The sequence below is a fragment of the Ponticaulis profundi genome, from assembly GCF_042659465.1.
GTDB classification, from domain to species: Bacteria; Pseudomonadota; Alphaproteobacteria; order Caulobacterales; family Hyphomonadaceae; genus Ponticaulis; species Ponticaulis profundi.
On sequence record NZ_JBHSSW010000004.1, the window covers coordinates 76505 to 93257 of the forward strand.

The following is a 16753-nucleotide window of genomic DNA, read 5'->3' on the forward strand; positions in this document are numbered from 1 at the left end:
TGGCGTTGGTATCTTTTACCTGGTCATCTTTATTTTCATGATCGTCTGCTGGTGGCGCATCTGGAGCAAGGCTGGTTTCAGCGGTGCCTGGTCGCTTCTGATGTTCGTTCCGATCGCGAACCTGATCTCATTCATCTATCTGGCTTTCGCAAAATGGCCGGTTTCTGAGAACAAGGTGAAGCCGGAGACATTCGACTAGCTTTGCAGTCGCGAACATATCGTCAGCCGCTGTGATGATTTACACTCATACGCATGGCTGACGATTCGTTTCCTCACACACAAGATTCCTCACGTGCCAACCGGGCAGGTGGCATTCGTCTGTTGCCGCCGGATGCTGTGAACCGCATTGCGGCTGGCGAAGTGGTCGAGCGACCTGCTGCCGCAATCAAGGAACTGGTCGAGAACGCGCTCGATGCGGGTGCGCGGCACATCGTGATTGAAGCGGAAAACGGCGGACGCTCTTTCTTCCGCGTGACGGATGATGGTTGCGGGATGGACCCGGACGAGCTGTCGCTCGCGGTTGAGCGCCATGCGACCTCCAAGCTCTCGTCAGACGCAGACGGCCGCGTAGACCTTCTGAACATTTCCACACTGGGCTTTCGCGGCGAGGCGCTGCCATCCATCGGCTCTGTCGGCCGGATGAATCTGAAGTCCCGCTCTGAAAGCGGCGATGAGGCTTTTGAACTCCGCGTCGATGCCGGGCGAAAATCAGAGCCGAAACCTGCGGCCTGGACCGGATTGCAGCCACACGGTACGGTGATCACGGTCGAAGACCTGTTCTATGCCACGCCCGCACGCCTGAAATTCATGAAGAGCGAACGTGCTGAGTCGCTCGCTGTTTCAGATACCTGTCGCCGTCTTGCCATGTCGCGGGCTGATGTCGGGTTCGAGTTGATCCAGAATGGACGAAGTGTGTTCCGCCTGAAGGCAGAGCGCGGCGACCCGGAAACGGCCCGTCTGGCACGCCTGGGTGCGATCATGGGGCGTGAGTTTCATGAGAACGCTATGGCGATCCAGGCTGAGAAAGAAGGCGTTCGGATCACCGGTTTTGCAGGCTTGCCGACACTCAATCGCGGGAATGCGCAGCATCAGTATCTCTTCGTGAATGGCCGTCCGGTAAAGGACAAGCTTCTGACGGGCGTGATCCGCGCGGCTTATCAGGATTTCCTGGCGCGCGACCGTCATCCAATGGCGGCCCTCTTTGTCGATCTCGAACCTGAAGCGGTTGATGTGAACGTCCACCCGGCCAAGACAGAAGTTCGCTTCCGTGATGCCCAACTGGTGCGTGGACTGCTGATCGGGTCGCTCCGCCATGCACTGGCAGATGCCGGACACCGCGCTTCCACCACCGTTGCAGGCGCTGCGCTCAACAAGGCGCAGGTCGAGCAGGAGCGCAAAGGTCCAAGCCTCTGGCAGGCTTCGAGCTTTCATGCCGAGCCATCGGGGCGCCCAATGCCGCCCCGGCACTCTCCGGGCTGGGCAGCCGAGTATCAGGCAAATGATCTGCCCGAAACGGGCGTGTCGCGCCCGTCCGGCTTTGAAGAACAGTCTGCGCCGCAATCACCCATGCCCGAGCGGACCTCGTCTGAACCCTGGTCTGTGCGTGTGGAAGCAGATTCCTCACGCCCGGATGTGGAAGCTCTGCCACTGGGGCTGGCCAAGGCGCAGCTGCACGAAACCTATGTGATCGCGCAGACGCAGGATGGCATTGTCATTGTCGACCAGCACGCTGCGCATGAGCGGCTCGTCTATGAGCGCATGAAGGGCGAAATGGCTCAGTCTGGCGTTCGTCGCCAGGCCTTGCTGATCCCGGAAATTGTCGAGCTCACCGAAGATGAATCAGCGCGCGTTCTGGAGCGCTCGGAGGAACTTGCGCAAATGGGTTTGGAGATTGAACCTTTTGGCGGCGGTGCTGTCTGCGTGCGGGCGACGCCTGCGCTGTTCGGCAATATGAATGTTCAGGGCCTGCTCAAGGATCTGGCGGATGACTTTGCCGAATATGATGCAGGGCTCAGCCTGAAGGAGCGGTTTGAGGACGTGATGGGCAATATGGCCTGTCGTGGTTCGGTTCGCGCCGGACGCAGACTGACATCCGAGGAAATGAATGCGCTGCTTCGCCAGATGGAAGCGACGCCGTATTCGGGCCAGTGTAACCATGGCCGCCCAACTTATGTTGAGCTGAAACTGGCGGATATTGAGCGCCTGTTCGGCCGCCGTTAATCACGAGAAAAAGGGTGCATGAAGCCTCACGCACCCCGAAGATATTATATGTGTCGAGACGGTGTTGGGCTGAAAAGACCGTTAGCGGCCTTTTTTCGCCTTAGGCTTACCAGCTGCTGGGGTTTGAGCTGGTTTTACAGATGGCGTACCTGGTTTAGACGGTTTGCCAGCTTTAGGTTTGGACATTGAAGTCGCCCTGATGCGAGCACGTGACTGGCTCGCGAAGCGCTGAAGCACCTCGCTTCAACCCTTGTAAAATACACCAGATAACAATGGGCTACAAAGGGATTTTCGATTGTTACAAATAATGTGATCCGGGCTGATACTGTCCGGACCCGGTGCGTTGAGAGGCCCGTTCGCGGCTTCATTCTTCAGGCTTCCTCCGTTGCATTGGGCACGATATTGTCTGGCGCTGGGATGCCCCTTGAAACACGTCGTGATTGGTCCGCGACCTCCCTTGTTTTGCTTGATCTGGTCTGCTGAGGCGCGTAGCGAGAAAGCATGACGAGTTTTGAGAAAACCTATTCCGGTGATGAGCCCGTGCGCGTCAATAAATGGCTTGCGCAATCCGGTGTTTGCTCGCGCCGTGAGGCCGAAGCGCTGATCCTGTCCGGGACCGTGTTCATCGACGATGAAAAGGTCGAGGATGCAGGGCGCAAAATTCTTCCCGGTCAGACGCTGAAGCTCTCAGAAGCCGGAACCGGCGAACTGGCGTCAAAGCGTACTATCATGCTCAACAAGCCGGTTGGTTTTGTGTCCGGCACGCCGGAAGAGGAGCAAATTCCTGCCGTTCGCCTGCTCACCCGGGACAATATGGTCGGCAAAGCTGCGCCTGTGAAAGGAAGCGATAGTCTCGCGCCGGTTGGCCGCCTTGATATGGATTCGCGCGGACTGTTGATCATGTCGGATGACGGACGCGTCGCCAAAGGCGTGATCGGTCCGGAAGCCGATCTCGAAAAGGAATACATTGTCCGCATTCGTGGCAAGATCACAGGCACCAAGATGAAGCTGCTTCGCCACGGGCTGGAACTTGATGGCCGCGAATTGAAGCCTGCGCGCGTGACAGGCGTTGCAGATCAGACCTTGCGATTTGTGCTGCGTGAGGGCCGCAACCGGCAAATCCGGCGCATGTGCGATCTGGTGGAATTGCGTGTCATCGATCTCGTCCGGGTGCGCATTGGTGCGCTGAAGCTTGGTGGTTTGCCCGAAGGACGCTGGAAAGAACTCAAGCCACATGAAATCGAGGCTTTGCTCCGCAATCCTTCACTCGATGAGTTGAAGGGCAAAAAGAATAGCTGATCATCGTTGAATACCTCTCTTTTTGAGGGAAGCTGTTTGGATCGCCGGAAAGCTGTGCTGATCTGCCATGGAGTGGAACTCGGGGAGAGATCATGAAAGCTTTTCTGACGATCATCGCAGCCATTGGGCTATCGGCCTGTGCCCATGCTGAGGAGCCGCCAGAGGCCGCGAAAACGGGCGAGCCCGGATTTGCAAATGCGGGCGCGACGATCCCTGATCTCCTTGTCGACATGCGCTATACGACCGACCAGAATTTTGTTGGCGCACCGATTGATGCCTATGAGGCCCCTAATTGTCTTCTGACAGAACCCGCCACACAGGCGCTGGCGCTGGTTCAGGCGGAACTGAAGACATTCGGCCTCGGGCTGAAAGTCTTTGATTGCTATCGTCCGGCAACATCGGTGGCGCACTTTGCACGATGGGCAAAGGATCTGGATGATCAGGCAACAAAGCCGGAATATTACCCCAATGTTCCAAAGTCAGACCTGTTCAGGCTTGGCTATATCGCTGAACGATCCGGCCATTCCCGAGGCAGCACGGTCGATCTGACCATCATGGATCTGAACACCGGTGAAGCGCTGGATATGGGATCGGCGTTCGACCTGTTTGACACGTTTTCCTGGCCATCTGATCCACGACCGACCGCGCAGCAGAGAGCCAATCGCGCGCTTCTGCAGTCTGTCATGACCAAACACGGATTTCGCGGTCTGAAAGAAGAATGGTGGCATTTTACGCTCAATGATGAGCCCTATCCGGACACCTATTTCGACTTTCCCGTCCGATAGTCAGTCGCCCAGAGACTTCAGTTCGTCCTCAGTAAACACACGTGAGCGGGTGAGAAATCGCTTCTCCCGTCCATTGTCGAGTGAGAACATACCGCCGCGACCTGGCACGACATCCAGAATGAGTTGCGTGTGTTTCCACACTTCGAACTGGCTGGCCGAGATATAGACCGGTACGCCATCAATGGTGCCGAGTTTTACATCGCGTTCCCCGACCTTGAAGTCATCAGCCGGATAGCACATCGGGCTTGAGCCATCACAGCAACCGCCGGACTGATGGAACAGAATATCCGGCACGTCCCGGCAGATTTCTGCGATCAGGTCTCGGGCAGCAGGCGTTGCGCTAACGCGGGGCGGCGTTTCGGGCATGAGGCTATTCCAGCGTTTCAAAAAAGACCCTTTGACGTGAGGGGATGGAAGGTGTGCGAAGACCCTCACGTCAAAGGAAGGCAAGTTTGCCAAAGGGCAGCAGACCGAAAGATGTGACCGGATTGTGAGCAATCAGGGAGGAGACATCCGCAATCCAGAACACAGCCTGCTGCCAGGCGGCGCCTTAAAAGAAGCCCAGTTTCTGTGGTGCGTAGCTCACCAGCATATTCTTGGTCTGCTGATAGTGATCCAGCATTTTCGAGTGGTTCTCGCGGCCGATACCAGACTGCTTGTAGCCACCAAACGCCGCGTGCGCCGGATAAGCGTGATAGCAGTTCGTCCAGACGCGTCCCGCCTGAATGGCGCGGCCAAAGCGGTAACAGGTGTTCGCATCACGCGACCAGACACCAGCACCAAGACCATAGAGCGTGTCATTGGCGATCTCGAGGGCTTCTGCATCATCCTTGAAGGTCGTGACCGAGACGACAGGTCCGAAAATCTCTTCCTGGAAAATGCGCATCTTGTTGTGGCCCTTGAAGACCGTTGGCTGCACATAATATCCACCCGCCAGATCACCTTCCAGCCTGGCCGCTTCGCCGCCAATCAGAAGTTCGGCGCCTTCCTGACGACCAATGTCGATATAGGAGAGGATCTTCTCCTGCTGTTCCGATGAGGCCTGAGCACCAATCATGGTCGTCGGGTCGAGCGGATTGCCCTGTTTGATCGCCGCAACGCGCTTCAGCGCACGTTCCATGAACTCATCATAGATATCTTCATGGATGAGCGCGCGGGATGGGCAGGTGCAAACCTCGCCCTGGTTCAGCGCGAACAGAACAAAGCCTTCAATCGCCTTGTCCAGATAATCGTCGTCTTCGCGGCAGACATCCTTGAAGAAAATGTTCGGTGATTTGCCACCAAGCTCCAGTGTCACCGGGATCAGGTTTTCCGATGCATATTGCATGATCAGGCGACCCGTCGTCGTTTCACCTGTGAACGCGATTTTCGCGATACGCGGGGAAGAGGCGAGCGGTTTGCCAGCTTCCAGCCCGAAACCATTGACGATATTCAGAACGCCAGCTGGCAGAATGTCAGCGATCAGTTCTGCAAACACCATGATTGACGCAGGTGTCTGTTCAGCCGGTTTCATGACGACGCAGTTCCCTGCAGCCAGAGCTGGCGCCAGTTTCCATGCGGCCATGAGGAGCGGGAAGTTCCACGGAATGATCTGTCCGACGACACCCAGCGGTTCATGGAAGTGATAGGCGACGGTGTCCTGATCAATTTCCGAGATTGAGCCTTCCTGCGCGCGAATGCAGCCAGCGAAATAGCGGAAATGGTCGATCGCCAATGGCAGGTCAGCGGCCATGGTCTCGCGGATCGGCTTACCATTGTCCCAGGTCTCAGCGGTCGCCAGAAGTTCGAGATTGTCTTCCATGACGTCGGCAATCTTGTTCAGAAGATTGGCCCGGTCCGTTGTCGAGGTATGGCCCCAGGCGTCTTTTGCTGCGTGCGCGGCATCCAGTGCGCGCTCCACATCCGTGGCGTCTGAGCGGGCAATCGAACAGATCACCTTGCCGGTAATTGGAGACGTATTGTCGAAATAACGTCCAGCCGCAGGTTCAATGAACATGCCGCCAATGAAGTTGTCATAGCGTCCGCGAAAAGGTGAACGCATGCCGGAATTTGAAAGCGTTTGGGTATCAGCCATATTTTCCTCCAGTTATCCTTCGGCTTTGGGGCGCGAAGTTTCTTGAGGGTCATCTGATATGCCTCAGCTGTGCTTGTCAGCGGGGCGGGAACAGGTCGAACAGGGGAAGTGTCTCAGCGGTGAGACACTTTCGATCAAAAACTCGAATTTCGCAGAGTAAAATTACGCTAGTCGGTCAGACCGTGCTTTTCGAGACGCCGGTAAAGCGTTGCACGGCTGATGCCGAGTCGTTTCGCCGTGGCCGTCATATTGCCGTTGGAGCGGGCAAGGGCGCGGCGTAATTCGCGGCGTTCTGCACTTTCCAGACCAACCCCGCGGGCCTCATTGTCTCCGAACAGGTCACCAGCCGGACGAGGGGCCTGGAAGCTCTCATCTGTCAGACCATATGCCTGACGCGCGCCGCGTGTTGCGCCGACGACCAGATCGTCCTGATCGATGGCAAAGAGGACGGCGCCTTTCTGCCCATCGCTCGGATGGCGGAGAATGCGTTTGCTGGCAAAGGTGGAATGGAAGTTATCGGCCTCAATCTGGCGGGCCGCATCGCAGACGCTTTGATGGATGAGTTTGGCGAGTGGTCGATTGACGTCTTCGCGACAGGAGGAGACATCCAGCACAGCGGCAAGGCGTCCATAGGCATCGAAGATCGGTGCGCCCATACAGCTCATTTGTGTATTGCCGACACGGAAATGCTCATCGCGATAAATGAGGACAGAGCGCGCTTCAGAGATGCAGGTTCCGATGCCGTTTGTGCCCTGCACGGACTCAGACCAGACGGCGCCTGCCCATAAACCGGCACGTTCAAAGACCTTGTCTTCGCTGGCAGGGGTTCGCTGATCCAGCACCACGCCATCGGAATCGGTCAGAAAGACGCTGCAGCCTGCCAGACCGATACTGGAGAACAAGCGATCCATGACCGGCTGGGAAATGTTCAGCATATCGCCTGCGGCTTCGCGGTGTTCGCGGAGCTTGCGGTTCTCGAGACGGTCGGTGCTGCGTGTCTGTTCCGGATCCAGCCCGAACGTGGTGAGTGAGCGGACCCAGGAGGCAGCCAGAGGCGACGTCGCTGCCGCGCGTTTGGACGCGACAATTGCGCGAACATGATCGGCATGGCGAAGCGGATCTCGTGCAGGATCAGAAGGGATCGAACGGTCACTCATTTGTGTTGAATATATCACGCAGCTCCTGAACGTGTATATCTACTCGCGGTTTTAATGCGCATAATCGCGAAATTAACGAAGAAATTATAATATAAAACAGTGTTCTAGTGTTTGGCTGTTCTGCATGCTCCGCAGGTCAGGACGTCGAGTTTCCTGCGGGGAGTATTGCAAATATTCGATCGCTACTTCTTCAGTGAACAATCAGTCCTGAACTGGACTTCGTGGTTTTCCGGTCAGTATTCGAACCGGAAGAAAGCCTCCCGCAGGGCAGGAGGCTTTGCAATCCTGATTAGCAAATCAGCTTAGCTTTGCTTGTGTTTGCCGACCCAGACAGCCAGGGCATCGACAAAGGATTTCAGGAAGGCTTCAGTGCCTTCATTCGTGACATTGCCGTCTTCGGTGACCAGCTCATGCGTTTTGGCAATGTACAGCTCCGGATGCGCCATGGTTGGCATGCCGAGGGCGACCAGCATCTGACGCAGATGATGCGCCGCGCCGAATGCACCCATTGTGCCCGGTGTCTGCGCCGCAATCGCGGCAGGCTTGCCGTTGAGCACGCCAGCGGCATATGGGCGTGAGCCGACATCGACCGCGTTCTTCAGAACAGCCGGGATGGAGCGGTTATATTCAGGTGTGATGAAGAGCACACCGTCAACTGGCGCGATGGCGTCACGGAAGGTCGTCCATGCAGCCGGTGGCGTTTCGGTTTCCAGATCCTCGTTATAGTAAGGCAGATCGCCGATTTCGACATATTTGAAGGTCAGCGTGTCCGGGGCGAGTTTGACCAGGGCATCGCCGAGACGGCGGGAGAAAGACCCTTTGCGCAGGCTGCCAACAAGGATCGCGATTTCATAAGGCTCTGACATTGTGAGCTCCTGTCATTTGTGTTCCGAGCCTCATATAGGGCGATGCGATGCGTTCGTGACCTCCCATTCTCGGAAAGGCACCATTTCCAAATGGTAGGCAATGCTTTGGTCTAAACCAATGCTGAGGAAATAATCACATTAGACGGATATTAGTCCGCTTCAGTCGGGCAGCGTGTCCACTCTTTGGCTGTGGTCCAGTCTGTGCGCCAGCCTGAGGAATCCTTGCCGGCGAGCAGGAATGTGTCTTCCGAGGTCCAGTCCGCCACGAAGGTGATATCCGTATAATCATTCTTCTCCGGATCGAACTGCCACCATGGAAAGCGACCGTCGAAAGACCGGACGTGCCATTCTCCCCAGCTGCCGCCTGGTGTTGAGATGTCGACGGCGTTCGGGTTCTCGCTGGTGTCAGAGGCCGAAATCACCGCAGGCGCCTCGCAGGTTGCGTCCGGTACATTGACGATGACGCCCGGCTCGTCCGGGAATGCGATCTGCCATTCTCCGATAAACGGATCGGAATAGGATGGTGTCGCGTCTTCTGCCAGAGCAGAAGGTGTTGTCAGCGCAGCCAGCGCGCAAATCCCAGCCAATAGACGCATGTCAAAACTCCCCGAAGTATACACTCAAGTGCATCATAGTGGGAAATTCAGAAAACTTATCACCCGAAATGGGGAGGGGACTGATTTTGCTGTTCAGGCAGTGCGCTGCGCGGCCAGAGCAACGGGCTTGAAGCTCATCCGATGCACCGGGCAGGGGCCAAGCGTTGCGAGCGCTTCTGCATGCAGTTTCACGCCATATCCCTTGTGGCCGGAAAACCCATAGCCGGGATAGGTTTCATCCAGTTCCACCATCAGCCGGTCACGCGCGGTCTTTGCCAGAATGGATGCAGCAGAGATTTCGGCCACACTGCCATCGCCCTTGATGATAGCGCTGGCGCGGCATGGCAGATCAAGCGGGACATCATTGCCGTCAATCTGGATCTCATCCGGAGAAACCTTCATTGCCGCAATGGCGCGGCGCATGGCCAGATGTGTCGCCTGCCGGATGTTGAGCTGATCAATTTCTTCCGGACTGGCCCAGCCAAGCCCCCAGGCGAGAGCTTTCTCCTGGATCTCGGTTTCCAGTCTGAGCCGCTTCTTCTCTGTCAGTTTCTTTGAGTCATTCAGCCCCGCAATCGGGTGATCCGGATGCAGAATGACAGCGCCGGCGCAGACCGGCCCGGCCCAGGGGCCACGCCCCGCCTCATCGACACCGCAGAGAAGGTATGGTTTCGTCATGGCAACAAAGAACAGTGAGTCTGGGAGTGATTCAAATGGTTGAAGGCCGCGCAATTCGTATTCATGAGCATGGTGGTCCTGACGTTCTGACAGAGGAAGCGATCACGCTGAATGCGCCGGGGACCGGAGAGGTTCTGGTCCGCCAGACGGCAATCGGGCTGAACTTCATCGACACATATATTCGCACCGGGCTCTATCCCTCCAGATTGCCGACCATTCCGGGCTTTGAAGGCGCGGGCGTTGTTGAAGCCGTCGGCGAGGGCGTGAGCGATCTGGCTGTTGGCGACCGCGTCGCCTATCCGGCGCTGAAAGCGACCTATGCCAGCCATCTGGTTGGGCCGGCTGACCGGATGGTGAAAATCCCCGAAGGCGTCACCGATGAAGATGCCGCTGCCCTGATGATGAAAGGCATGACGGCCTGGATGCTGTTGTTCGAGATCCGGCCCGTCAAACCGGGCGATTGTCTTCTGGTCTGGGCCGCTGCCGGCGGTGTTGGCTCCGTTCTGGTGCGCTGGGCGAAAGCGCTCGGCGCAGAGGTGATCGGCGTAGTATCCACCGAAGGCAAGGCGCAGCGCGCTCTGACGAATGGCGCCGACCATGTTCTGTTGTCAGACGCTGATATTCCAGCCGAAGTGAAGAAGATCACCGGCGGCAAAGGCGTTGATATTTCCTTCGATGGCGTCGGCAAGGACAGTGCCATGGCGAGCCTCGACTCCCTGAAGCCCCGCGGCCTGTTCGTCACCTATGGCAATGCCTCCGGTCCGGTGGACCCGATTGCGCCTGTCATGCTGAACCAGCGCGGATCGCTGATGATGACCCGGCCCGGCCTGTTTCACTTCATCTCGACCAAGGAAGACCTTGATCGCGCGGCCATGGCTGTGTTCGGCGCGCTGAAAGTCGGCGCGATTCAGGCCGATATCGGCCAGCGCTTCAAACTGTCCGACGTGGCCGAAGCCCATAAGGCGCTGGAAGGCCGCAAAACGGTCGGATCGACCATTCTGGTGCCCTAGTCTCAGTTGCCTTCGTCGAGCGCGAGGATCAGCGCCGGATCAATGTAGAAATCACCGTCACGCTCATCGCTGGCGGTGTTTCGCCATTTGACAGACCAGTGGAGATGCGGACCGGTTGTGCGCCCCGTATTGCCTGTCTTGCCGATCACATCGCCTGCTTTGACGACATCGCCCGCTTCGACATCCACCTCGCTCAGATGCATGAAGACAGAGACGAGTCCCTGTCCATGATCGAGGAAGATCGAGCCGCCTTCATAATAAAGATCGGGATCGCCCAGGATGACAACGCCGTCAGCCGGGGCCAGAAGCGGCGTGCCCACAGGGGTTGCGATATCATAGCCGCGATGCACGGAAACGCTGTCGCATGGCTCGCCCGTGACAGCAGATACGCCGATATATTTGCGCGTCGGGCCGAATGGCGAAGACATCACACCTTCGGCCGGACGGATTGTGCCTTGGGTAAAACCTGCGCCTTCATTGAAGCGCTTGAAAGCCGCGACCTTCTTCACCCAGGAGCGACCGGCATGATCTTTCTGTTCCTGCGTGCGGGCATCGACCTTGTCACAATCCAGACCGGTGATTTCGCGATAATCATCCTTGCGGGTCGCGATCTCGATGGTTTCGGTGGTGCTTTGCCCGTTCGCATCTTCAAGCGTAATGGAAACGCTGGACGGCGCATCGCGCTCAAGCCCGATAGTGGCCTGACCGGCCGGGTTCAGTTTGGCGACCGGTTTGCCATCCATTTTCACGATGGTGCCGGCAATGCCTGTACAATAGAGAAGCCCGCCCTGCTGGCGCGCACCGGCGTCACAGCTCGGCGCAGCGCTTTCGGCCAGCGCGGCGCTGCCAAGGGACAGGATCGCTGCCGGAAGCGCAGCGGCTGCGAAGTGAAACAGGCCAGACTTACTTTTCCGCATAAGGAGGCCCCATCCGCTCAGCGCAGGCTTTCGCATCAATATAGGCTTCCTGCTTTTCAATGCTCCAATAGGTGAGCGCATGAAGCGGGATTTTCTTGCCCGTCGTCGCGCAGATAACGAAGTCGCCCGGTTCGAGCACATCGAAGTCATTGTCGAGATAGAGCAGGTGAGCTTCGCCGGGCAGGCGTGGGGTTTTGTTCAGCATGGGCGTAATATGGAGCAGTTTTCAGTTTGTTTGAAGTGGTCGTTTGCAGCCGGGTTCAAGCCTCTTCGGCCACCGGTTTCGGCGGGTTCGCAATCGCGATCAGATATTTGATGCCGGTATAGGCCGAGAGCGCCGCGACCAGCCAGAGCGTGATCAGCCAGAAGGCTGTCAGCTCATCACGCAGCACATAATCCGGCCCCAGCATGGCCAGCAGCACAAAGAAGATCGCAATGACGATCATCTCTGCAAAGGTTTTGATCTTGGCGAGAAAGGTGACGGTCATGGCACTGGCATCAAAGCCGGAAAAGCGCAGCACGGTAATCAGCACATCACGGAAGACGATGATGGCCGCAGGCAGCGTAATGGCAAAGGACCAGTCCGACGAGGCAGCAATGGCAAGCAGCGGCAGACCGACAATCATCTTGTCGGCAATCGGGTCGAGCAGGCGGCCAAACCGCGATGTGGCATCCCATTCGCGCGCCAGAAACCCGTCCAGCCAGTCGGTAATGGCCGACAGGGCAAAGACGACAAAACCGATCATGCCCCAGAAACGGCGGAACTCCACAATCACGGCGGCATGGGCTTCCTTGGCCGCCAGCGGCAGGTCCGCTTCGGAGGTAAAGGCCAGCATATGCGCTTCCTGGCGTGCAATGGCGATAATCGACCATGCGACGAAGCCTGCCATAAAGCAGCGAAGGCAAGTCAGAGCGTTGGGAAGCCAGTAAAGCGGGTGTCTTTGCATGGGACCTAGTTAGGGGTGAAAGCGCCTTTCGAACATAGTGTAATTGGTCTTTTTTATATTTTGTTCCGGGGTGTAGCAGATGTGTCTGGTGGGGGATGGTGTTTTGCCCGAGCTGGTGCCTCGCCTGCGGCTCGGTCGCTCTGCGCCCAACCCGGTCAACAGCCTTGAGCCTGTTCCATGTGCGCGTTCGCGCACGGGAACAAAATAAAACACAGCCCTGAGCGCGTTCTATGCGAGCCGCCAGGCTCGCGAGAACAAACACAAAAAACAAAACAGTTGAGTGTATTGTTTTGCTCGAGCTTGTTCCTCGCCTGCGGCTCGGCCGCTCTGCGCCCAGCCCGGTCGGGCTGTTGGGGAAACAGCCCTGAGCGGGCTCTATGCGAACCATCAGGTTCGCGAGAGCACAATAAAACACAGCCCTGAGCGCGTTTCGTGAGGGACGAACTCACGAGCAAGGCGAAGGCGCAGCACCGCCAAGTCGAAGACGCGGCGCAGGTGCGAGCAAACGCAAAAAACAAGGCAATTGAGAAAACTCTGGCATGGATACCAGCCTTCGCTGGTATCTGCGGTGGAGAGGATGCGCCACTATCGCCCCACGCGGTTTTGCGGGGGCGGTGTCAGGCAAAGGATCGGATCTGAGGGGGATCGGGGGGCTTGAAGCGGTCGAAACCGGGCAAGTCCGGCGGCTCGGCTTCCGGGAAAACACCCAGTGCCACCAGCGCAGACCTTGCCCGATAATGCAGCGTATTCAGGTCGTCTCGTTCGGCTGCATCGGCGCAGTTTCGCCAGAGCTCATCGGGTGGCAGCCAATGTATCAGCGGCTCGAAATAGAGCTGCGGAAGGGGAGTCTTGTTTTGCTCTCGCGAACCCAATGGTTCGCATAGAGCGGGCTCAGGGCTGTTCGGGCTTCCGGGATGACAAGGAAGCGTCGAAGAGAAATTGTCATCCCGGGCGAAGACCCGGGATCCAGAACCATCCATATGAAGCACACGGGCGGCGAGGCGTTCGGCCATTTTGTCGGCGCGCTGAAGCAGTTTTGGCAAGCGTGCCAGCCGGGCAAGCACGGCGCCTGCATCCACAATTTCGCGCGCATCGGGCAGATATTTGTAACGCGCGCGCCAGCGACGCGGCTTGCGACCCGCCGCGTCATTCGGGCAAGGCGTGGCGATGGAAAAACTGTTCAGGCGCACGCGGTCTGACAGAGCATCACGCAGCGCCTGATCCTGTTCGATCATCCAGGTATTAGGCGGCGGATCATCCGGGTGCGCCGGGCGCGACACACGCGGCGTGAGGGTGAGGCCGTCTGCAAAACCGGGCTCGTCTCTTGCGCGCTGTAACAGCTCTGCGGCAAGCCACAGGATAAAACATCGCAGCGTGTATTCCATGCGCCGGACCTGCAGGATCAGGGTATTTTTCGCGCCGAGCATCATGTGCGAGGGGCGTCTTGCCGGGTCTTCCTCCGGCTCCAGAGCATCTTCTGCATAGCCCGCGATCCTGGCCATGAAGCCCGCCAGGCGCGCGGCGATCTCCGTGAAAACGAGGCGCAGATCAACAGGTTTGGATGCGGGCTCTGACATGCGTGCCAGTATGTGGGGTGCCGCGCCGGGGTGGGATTAGTTTTTTGGTTTTTGTGTTGGATCCCGGATCAGGTCCGGGATGACAGCGGAGGGTTTTCGGGGGTTTTCCTCCTCAATCCGGCGATACCAGACTTGATCTGGTATCCATGCCAGAGCGTGAGACAAATGCCCGGTTCAAACGCTCAGGCATGGGTTCCAGCCTGCGCTGGAACCTGCGGTGAGTGGCGTTGGGAGGGGGTATGTCCCCCAAGAGCTTGGCAACGGAGAATCGAAGCTTAGCTGCTATCACTCATCAAATCTTGCGAAGGATTTGAAAGTAGCGAACCATTTACTCTAAAATTATGGTGCGAGTGATTTGTACTCAGCATTTGAGATTGGAAACTTTGTCTTCATAAGCGGTAGTGGAGGGAGGTGCATATGGGTTTCATTAGCGGAACTCGCACAGAAGTTTCTAAAATACGGCCAGACTGTCATTCTTCCAATCGATTTCAAAAAGGCTATAAGACATGGGTCTTCTAACTCTCCTATCGGTTCGACTTGAAAGATGAGAGCATAAACAGCCTCGATTGCCATTTGAGCCGATTTAAAAGATTCCTCTTGTGATGCGTCATCATTCTCTTCAGGTGACACCCAAATTCGGCAGCGAATTTGGCCTACAAGGACATTACTGTCTTCATCGAATTCCGGTGAACCAATGAGTTCATTGCTCATGAACTTGGCGACGTCACTCACGTTTGGTGAAAGGGATGGACTACGCCAAGTTTTTGAACTTACTTGAAAAACTTGTGTAAGCTCGGCTTTTCCGACAAGTTCGTTTAGATCACTAGCCATTGTCTATGCTGCAACCAATCCGGACATAACATCGTCAGCGTTCGCTGGGCACCACGCTCCAAAACCTTCATTTCTCTCGAACATCGCCTTGTTGCGAAGTTTCTTCTCGTACCCTTTGGCATCCATTCTGCGAATGAGCTCACAAGAAAATTCGATTGGCTCTCCGAGAGCGAAAAAGAGATTCACAACTTTTCTGATCGAAAGGTTTTGTGGTTCTGCTTCGGTCAGAATTTGCGTAATATAAGCAGGAGATACCCCCATTCGTTTCGCGAGTTCAGTCTTTTTCATTTTTTTTTCTCGAAGTATGCGCAGGGCCATGCTTTGAACGTAAGCAATGGCGTCTTCCTCGGCCATGATCGCTTCAAAGTTCTCTTCCATGACGCTCTCCTTAGAGTTTTGCATTTTTTATCTCTGTCTCGACGGTTTGTAAGCGATCAGCACAAGTATCTGCGTGATTTCCGTCAAGCTTCTTTTCCTTTTTTTGTACGGCAACTGCAGCAAAAAACGCTCTGTTGTTTGCTACATTACCGATCGAACCATACACCCTGAGTTGGTAACGTTTGAATGCATGTAAACGAAGTTGGCGACCATTTCGTTGCTTGTTTCCCTCACGTCTGAACTCTTCGTTGTGAAGATCGCCCAAATCTTCGAATTGGCAGAATTTGTTCTTCATGACGCTTCTAATGCCAGCTTCCATTCTGGTTTCTTTTATCTTTCCTAACTCCTTCACACATCGCTCGTGCATCCATACCTCACCGTGAGGTCCGTCATAGATCTTTTTCCAGCTACCAAGGACCATATCAGGCAAGTGTCAATCCGTAATTTAATATATAACTTAATTTTTAGGGCGTAGGATTACAAGTTAGATTCGCATTTGAGAAGAAGTGTAGAGAAAACACAACCATATAGATATCGCTTTTTAGCTTTTGGATTAGCACAAGCAATGAAACAGGGGGGGCTTTGGTTGTGGTTATGCGTCTTTCCCGCTTACCCGCCGTGGAAGTGGCCGTAAATCCGCTCGGCGAGGGCCTGGCTGACACGCTCGACGGTTTCCTGATCAGCAAGTTTGGCAAGTGTCACGCTCTTGCCAGAGCGCCGCGTGCAGTGCGCACCAGTCGCGAATTGTTGATAAACTCAGGCGGTCTCCAATGGTTTTACAGACAAGCGAAACCCCAGGGCTCTCAGAATTTCGGTAACCGTTGAAAATAGCGGCTGACCGTTTTCAGACAGCGCTTTGTAGAGGCCTTGCCGTGACAAACCGGCTTCCTGCGCGAGTGCGGTCATGCCGTGAGACTTCGCAATATCTCTCAGGCAGGCCATGAAAAAGGCAGGGTCATTTTCCTCGAGTAGGGCATCAATATATGCGATCACGTCTTCCTTGGTCTGCATATAGTCAGACGCATTGAAGTCAGTCGTCGGGCGATTCATCTCTCTTCTCCTTTTGCCGCAAGTTCAGAGCTCTGCGGCAAGCTCTTTGGCCTTCCTGATATCTCGTCTCTGGCTTTTCTTGGTCCCACCGGCCAGAAGCAGGACAAGTTCAGAACCTCTTTGAATAAAGTAGACCCGGTATCCGGGCCCGATGTGAAAACGGAGTTCCGAGACGCCTTCACCTACGGGCTCCACATCACCAAAGCTTCCAGAAGCGGCGATGCGTTGAATTCGGGTAATGATCCTGGCGCGAGCTGACACGTCTTTGAGATTGGTGAGCCAATCCGAAAAGACCTGGGTTTGCTCGACTTTTATCATGTGTCAACTGTAGTGGACACACGCAAATCTGTCAACTGTAGTTTACTGTT

Annotated in this window: 20 protein-coding genes; 5 read left to right on the forward strand and 15 right to left on the reverse strand. The window is 56.1% G+C overall.

What is annotated here, in order from left to right:
- The 4 genes from ACFQDM_RS03645 to ACFQDM_RS03660 all read left to right on the forward strand — a co-directional run.
- Positions 1–199: hypothetical protein (locus tag ACFQDM_RS03645; RefSeq protein WP_377375622.1), on the forward strand; the 199-nt coding region annotated here is incomplete at its 5' end.
- A 53-nt stretch (positions 200–252) separates the two neighbouring features.
- Positions 253–2220 carry a DNA mismatch repair endonuclease MutL gene (mutL, locus tag ACFQDM_RS03650; protein WP_377375625.1) on the forward strand — a complete coding sequence of 656 codons (1968 nt, stop codon included), beginning with the start codon at positions 253–255 and terminating at the stop codon, positions 2218–2220.
- A gap of 501 nt (positions 2221–2721) precedes the next feature.
- The gene (locus tag ACFQDM_RS03655) at positions 2722–3519 is read left to right on the forward strand and encodes a pseudouridine synthase (protein ID WP_377375628.1); all 798 of its coding nucleotides are present in this window, start codon (positions 2722–2724) and stop codon (positions 3517–3519) included.
- A 92-nt stretch (positions 3520–3611) separates the two neighbouring features.
- Positions 3612–4304 (forward strand): M15 family metallopeptidase, encoded by a 693-nt coding sequence (locus tag ACFQDM_RS03660; protein WP_377375630.1) that lies wholly within the window; start codon positions 3612–3614, stop codon positions 4302–4304.
- On the opposite strand, the gene ACFQDM_RS03665 is transcribed toward ACFQDM_RS03660, so the two are convergent.
- The 6 genes from ACFQDM_RS03665 to rnhB all read right to left on the reverse strand — a co-directional run bounded on the left by ACFQDM_RS03665 (position 4305) and on the right by rnhB (position 9675).
- Positions 4305–4670, reverse strand: a complete 366-nt coding sequence (locus ACFQDM_RS03665; protein ID WP_377375633.1) for a DUF779 domain-containing protein — start codon at positions 4668–4670, stop codon at positions 4305–4307.
- Between the two features lie 184 nt (positions 4671–4854).
- Positions 4855–6378 carry an aldehyde dehydrogenase gene (adh, locus tag ACFQDM_RS03670; protein ID WP_377375634.1) on the reverse strand — a complete coding sequence of 508 codons (1524 nt, stop codon included), beginning with the start codon at positions 6376–6378 and terminating at the stop codon, positions 4855–4857.
- Between the two features lie 167 nt (positions 6379–6545).
- Entirely contained in the window at positions 6546–7535 is a 990-nt protein-coding gene (locus ACFQDM_RS03675) for a GAF domain-containing protein (RefSeq protein ID WP_377375637.1), read from the reverse strand.
- Positions 7536–7837: 302 nt separating this feature from the next.
- Positions 7838–8401: an NADPH-dependent FMN reductase gene (locus tag ACFQDM_RS03680; protein WP_377375640.1), complete on the reverse strand. Its 564-nt coding sequence runs from the start codon at positions 8399–8401 to the stop codon at positions 7838–7840.
- Between the two features lie 149 nt (positions 8402–8550).
- A complete protein-coding gene (locus tag ACFQDM_RS03685) occupies positions 8551–8997 on the reverse strand; it encodes a hypothetical protein (protein WP_377375642.1) in 447 nt (148 codons plus the stop codon).
- Between the two features lie 93 nt (positions 8998–9090).
- Complete coding sequence (gene rnhB, locus ACFQDM_RS03690; protein ID WP_377375645.1) at positions 9091–9675, reverse strand: ribonuclease HII; 585 nt, start codon at positions 9673–9675, stop codon at positions 9091–9093.
- A gap of 35 nt (positions 9676–9710) precedes the next feature.
- Here rnhB and ACFQDM_RS03695 point away from each other — a divergent pair, with 35 nt between their 5' ends.
- Complete coding sequence (locus ACFQDM_RS03695) at positions 9711–10685, forward strand: quinone oxidoreductase family protein (RefSeq protein ID WP_377375647.1); 975 nt, start codon at positions 9711–9713, stop codon at positions 10683–10685.
- Between the two features lie 2 nt (positions 10686–10687).
- Here the strand turns inward: ACFQDM_RS03695 and ACFQDM_RS03700 are convergent, their stop codons facing one another.
- The 9 genes from ACFQDM_RS03700 to ACFQDM_RS03740 form a co-directional block, all read right to left on the reverse strand.
- Positions 10688–11602 (reverse strand): M23 family metallopeptidase, encoded by a 915-nt coding sequence (locus ACFQDM_RS03700; RefSeq protein WP_377375650.1) that lies wholly within the window; start codon positions 11600–11602, stop codon positions 10688–10690.
- Positions 11589–11807: a DUF2093 domain-containing protein gene (locus tag ACFQDM_RS03705; RefSeq protein WP_377375652.1), complete on the reverse strand. Its 219-nt coding sequence runs from the start codon at positions 11805–11807 to the stop codon at positions 11589–11591. The genes ACFQDM_RS03700 and ACFQDM_RS03705 overlap by 14 nt, the downstream gene beginning before the upstream one ends.
- A gap of 55 nt (positions 11808–11862) precedes the next feature.
- Entirely contained in the window at positions 11863–12549 is a 687-nt protein-coding gene (locus ACFQDM_RS03710) for a CDP-alcohol phosphatidyltransferase family protein (protein ID WP_377375654.1), read from the reverse strand.
- 617 nt (positions 12550–13166) lie between these two features.
- Positions 13167–14126 (reverse strand): hypothetical protein, encoded by a 960-nt coding sequence (locus ACFQDM_RS03715; RefSeq protein WP_377375656.1) that lies wholly within the window; start codon positions 14124–14126, stop codon positions 13167–13169.
- A gap of 339 nt (positions 14127–14465) precedes the next feature.
- A complete protein-coding gene (locus ACFQDM_RS03720; protein WP_377375658.1) occupies positions 14466–14957 on the reverse strand; it encodes a hypothetical protein in 492 nt (163 codons plus the stop codon).
- Positions 14958–14960: 3 nt separating this feature from the next.
- Positions 14961–15335, reverse strand: coding sequence for a helix-turn-helix domain-containing protein (locus ACFQDM_RS03725; protein ID WP_377375660.1), 375 nt, complete (start codon positions 15333–15335; stop codon positions 14961–14963).
- 10 nt (positions 15336–15345) lie between these two features.
- Positions 15346–15765 carry a hypothetical protein gene (locus tag ACFQDM_RS03730; RefSeq protein WP_377375662.1) on the reverse strand — a complete coding sequence of 140 codons (420 nt, stop codon included), beginning with the start codon at positions 15763–15765 and terminating at the stop codon, positions 15346–15348.
- A 326-nt stretch (positions 15766–16091) separates the two neighbouring features.
- Positions 16092–16385 carry an addiction module antidote protein gene (locus tag ACFQDM_RS03735; RefSeq protein WP_377375664.1) on the reverse strand — a complete coding sequence of 98 codons (294 nt, stop codon included), beginning with the start codon at positions 16383–16385 and terminating at the stop codon, positions 16092–16094.
- Between the two features lie 24 nt (positions 16386–16409).
- The gene (locus tag ACFQDM_RS03740) at positions 16410–16703 is read right to left on the reverse strand and encodes a type II toxin-antitoxin system RelE/ParE family toxin (protein WP_377375666.1); all 294 of its coding nucleotides are present in this window, start codon (positions 16701–16703) and stop codon (positions 16410–16412) included.
- Between the last annotated feature and the right edge of the window lie 50 nt (positions 16704–16753).

Excerpts from the sequence above, each read along its gene's own strand:
- mutL (WP_377375625.1), top strand. The coding sequence starts at position 253 with ATGGCTGACGATTCGTTTCCTCACACACAAGATTCCTCACGTGCCAAC.
- ACFQDM_RS03655 (WP_377375628.1), top strand. The coding sequence starts at position 2,722 with ATGACGAGTTTTGAGAAAACCTATTCCGGTGATGAGCCCGTGCGCGTC.
- ACFQDM_RS03660 (WP_377375630.1), top strand. The coding sequence starts at position 3,612 with ATGAAAGCTTTTCTGACGATCATCGCAGCCATTGGGCTATCGGCCTGT.
- ACFQDM_RS03665 (WP_377375633.1), bottom strand. The coding sequence starts at position 4,670 with ATGCCCGAAACGCCGCCCCGCGTTAGCGCAACGCCTGCTGCCCGAGAC.
- adh (WP_377375634.1), bottom strand. The coding sequence starts at position 6,378 with ATGGCTGATACCCAAACGCTTTCAAATTCCGGCATGCGTTCACCTTTT.
- ACFQDM_RS03675 (WP_377375637.1), bottom strand. The coding sequence starts at position 7,535 with ATGAGTGACCGTTCGATCCCTTCTGATCCTGCACGAGATCCGCTTCGC.
- ACFQDM_RS03680 (WP_377375640.1), bottom strand. The coding sequence starts at position 8,401 with ATGTCAGAGCCTTATGAAATCGCGATCCTTGTTGGCAGCCTGCGCAAA.
- ACFQDM_RS03685 (WP_377375642.1), bottom strand. The coding sequence starts at position 8,997 with ATGCGTCTATTGGCTGGGATTTGCGCGCTGGCTGCGCTGACAACACCT.
- rnhB (WP_377375645.1), bottom strand. The coding sequence starts at position 9,675 with ATGACGAAACCATACCTTCTCTGCGGTGTCGATGAGGCGGGGCGTGGC.
- ACFQDM_RS03695 (WP_377375647.1), top strand. The coding sequence starts at position 9,711 with ATGGTTGAAGGCCGCGCAATTCGTATTCATGAGCATGGTGGTCCTGAC.
- ACFQDM_RS03700 (WP_377375650.1), bottom strand. The coding sequence starts at position 11,602 with ATGCGGAAAAGTAAGTCTGGCCTGTTTCACTTCGCAGCCGCTGCGCTT.
- ACFQDM_RS03705 (WP_377375652.1), bottom strand. The coding sequence starts at position 11,807 with ATGCTGAACAAAACCCCACGCCTGCCCGGCGAAGCTCACCTGCTCTAT.
- ACFQDM_RS03710 (WP_377375654.1), bottom strand. The coding sequence starts at position 12,549 with ATGCAAAGACACCCGCTTTACTGGCTTCCCAACGCTCTGACTTGCCTT.
- ACFQDM_RS03715 (WP_377375656.1), bottom strand. The coding sequence starts at position 14,126 with ATGTCAGAGCCCGCATCCAAACCTGTTGATCTGCGCCTCGTTTTCACG.
- ACFQDM_RS03720 (WP_377375658.1), bottom strand. The coding sequence starts at position 14,957 with ATGGCTAGTGATCTAAACGAACTTGTCGGAAAAGCCGAGCTTACACAA.
- ACFQDM_RS03725 (WP_377375660.1), bottom strand. The coding sequence starts at position 15,335 with ATGGAAGAGAACTTTGAAGCGATCATGGCCGAGGAAGACGCCATTGCT.
- ACFQDM_RS03735 (WP_377375664.1), bottom strand. The coding sequence starts at position 16,385 with ATGAATCGCCCGACGACTGACTTCAATGCGTCTGACTATATGCAGACC.
- ACFQDM_RS03740 (WP_377375666.1), bottom strand. The coding sequence starts at position 16,703 with ATGATAAAAGTCGAGCAAACCCAGGTCTTTTCGGATTGGCTCACCAAT.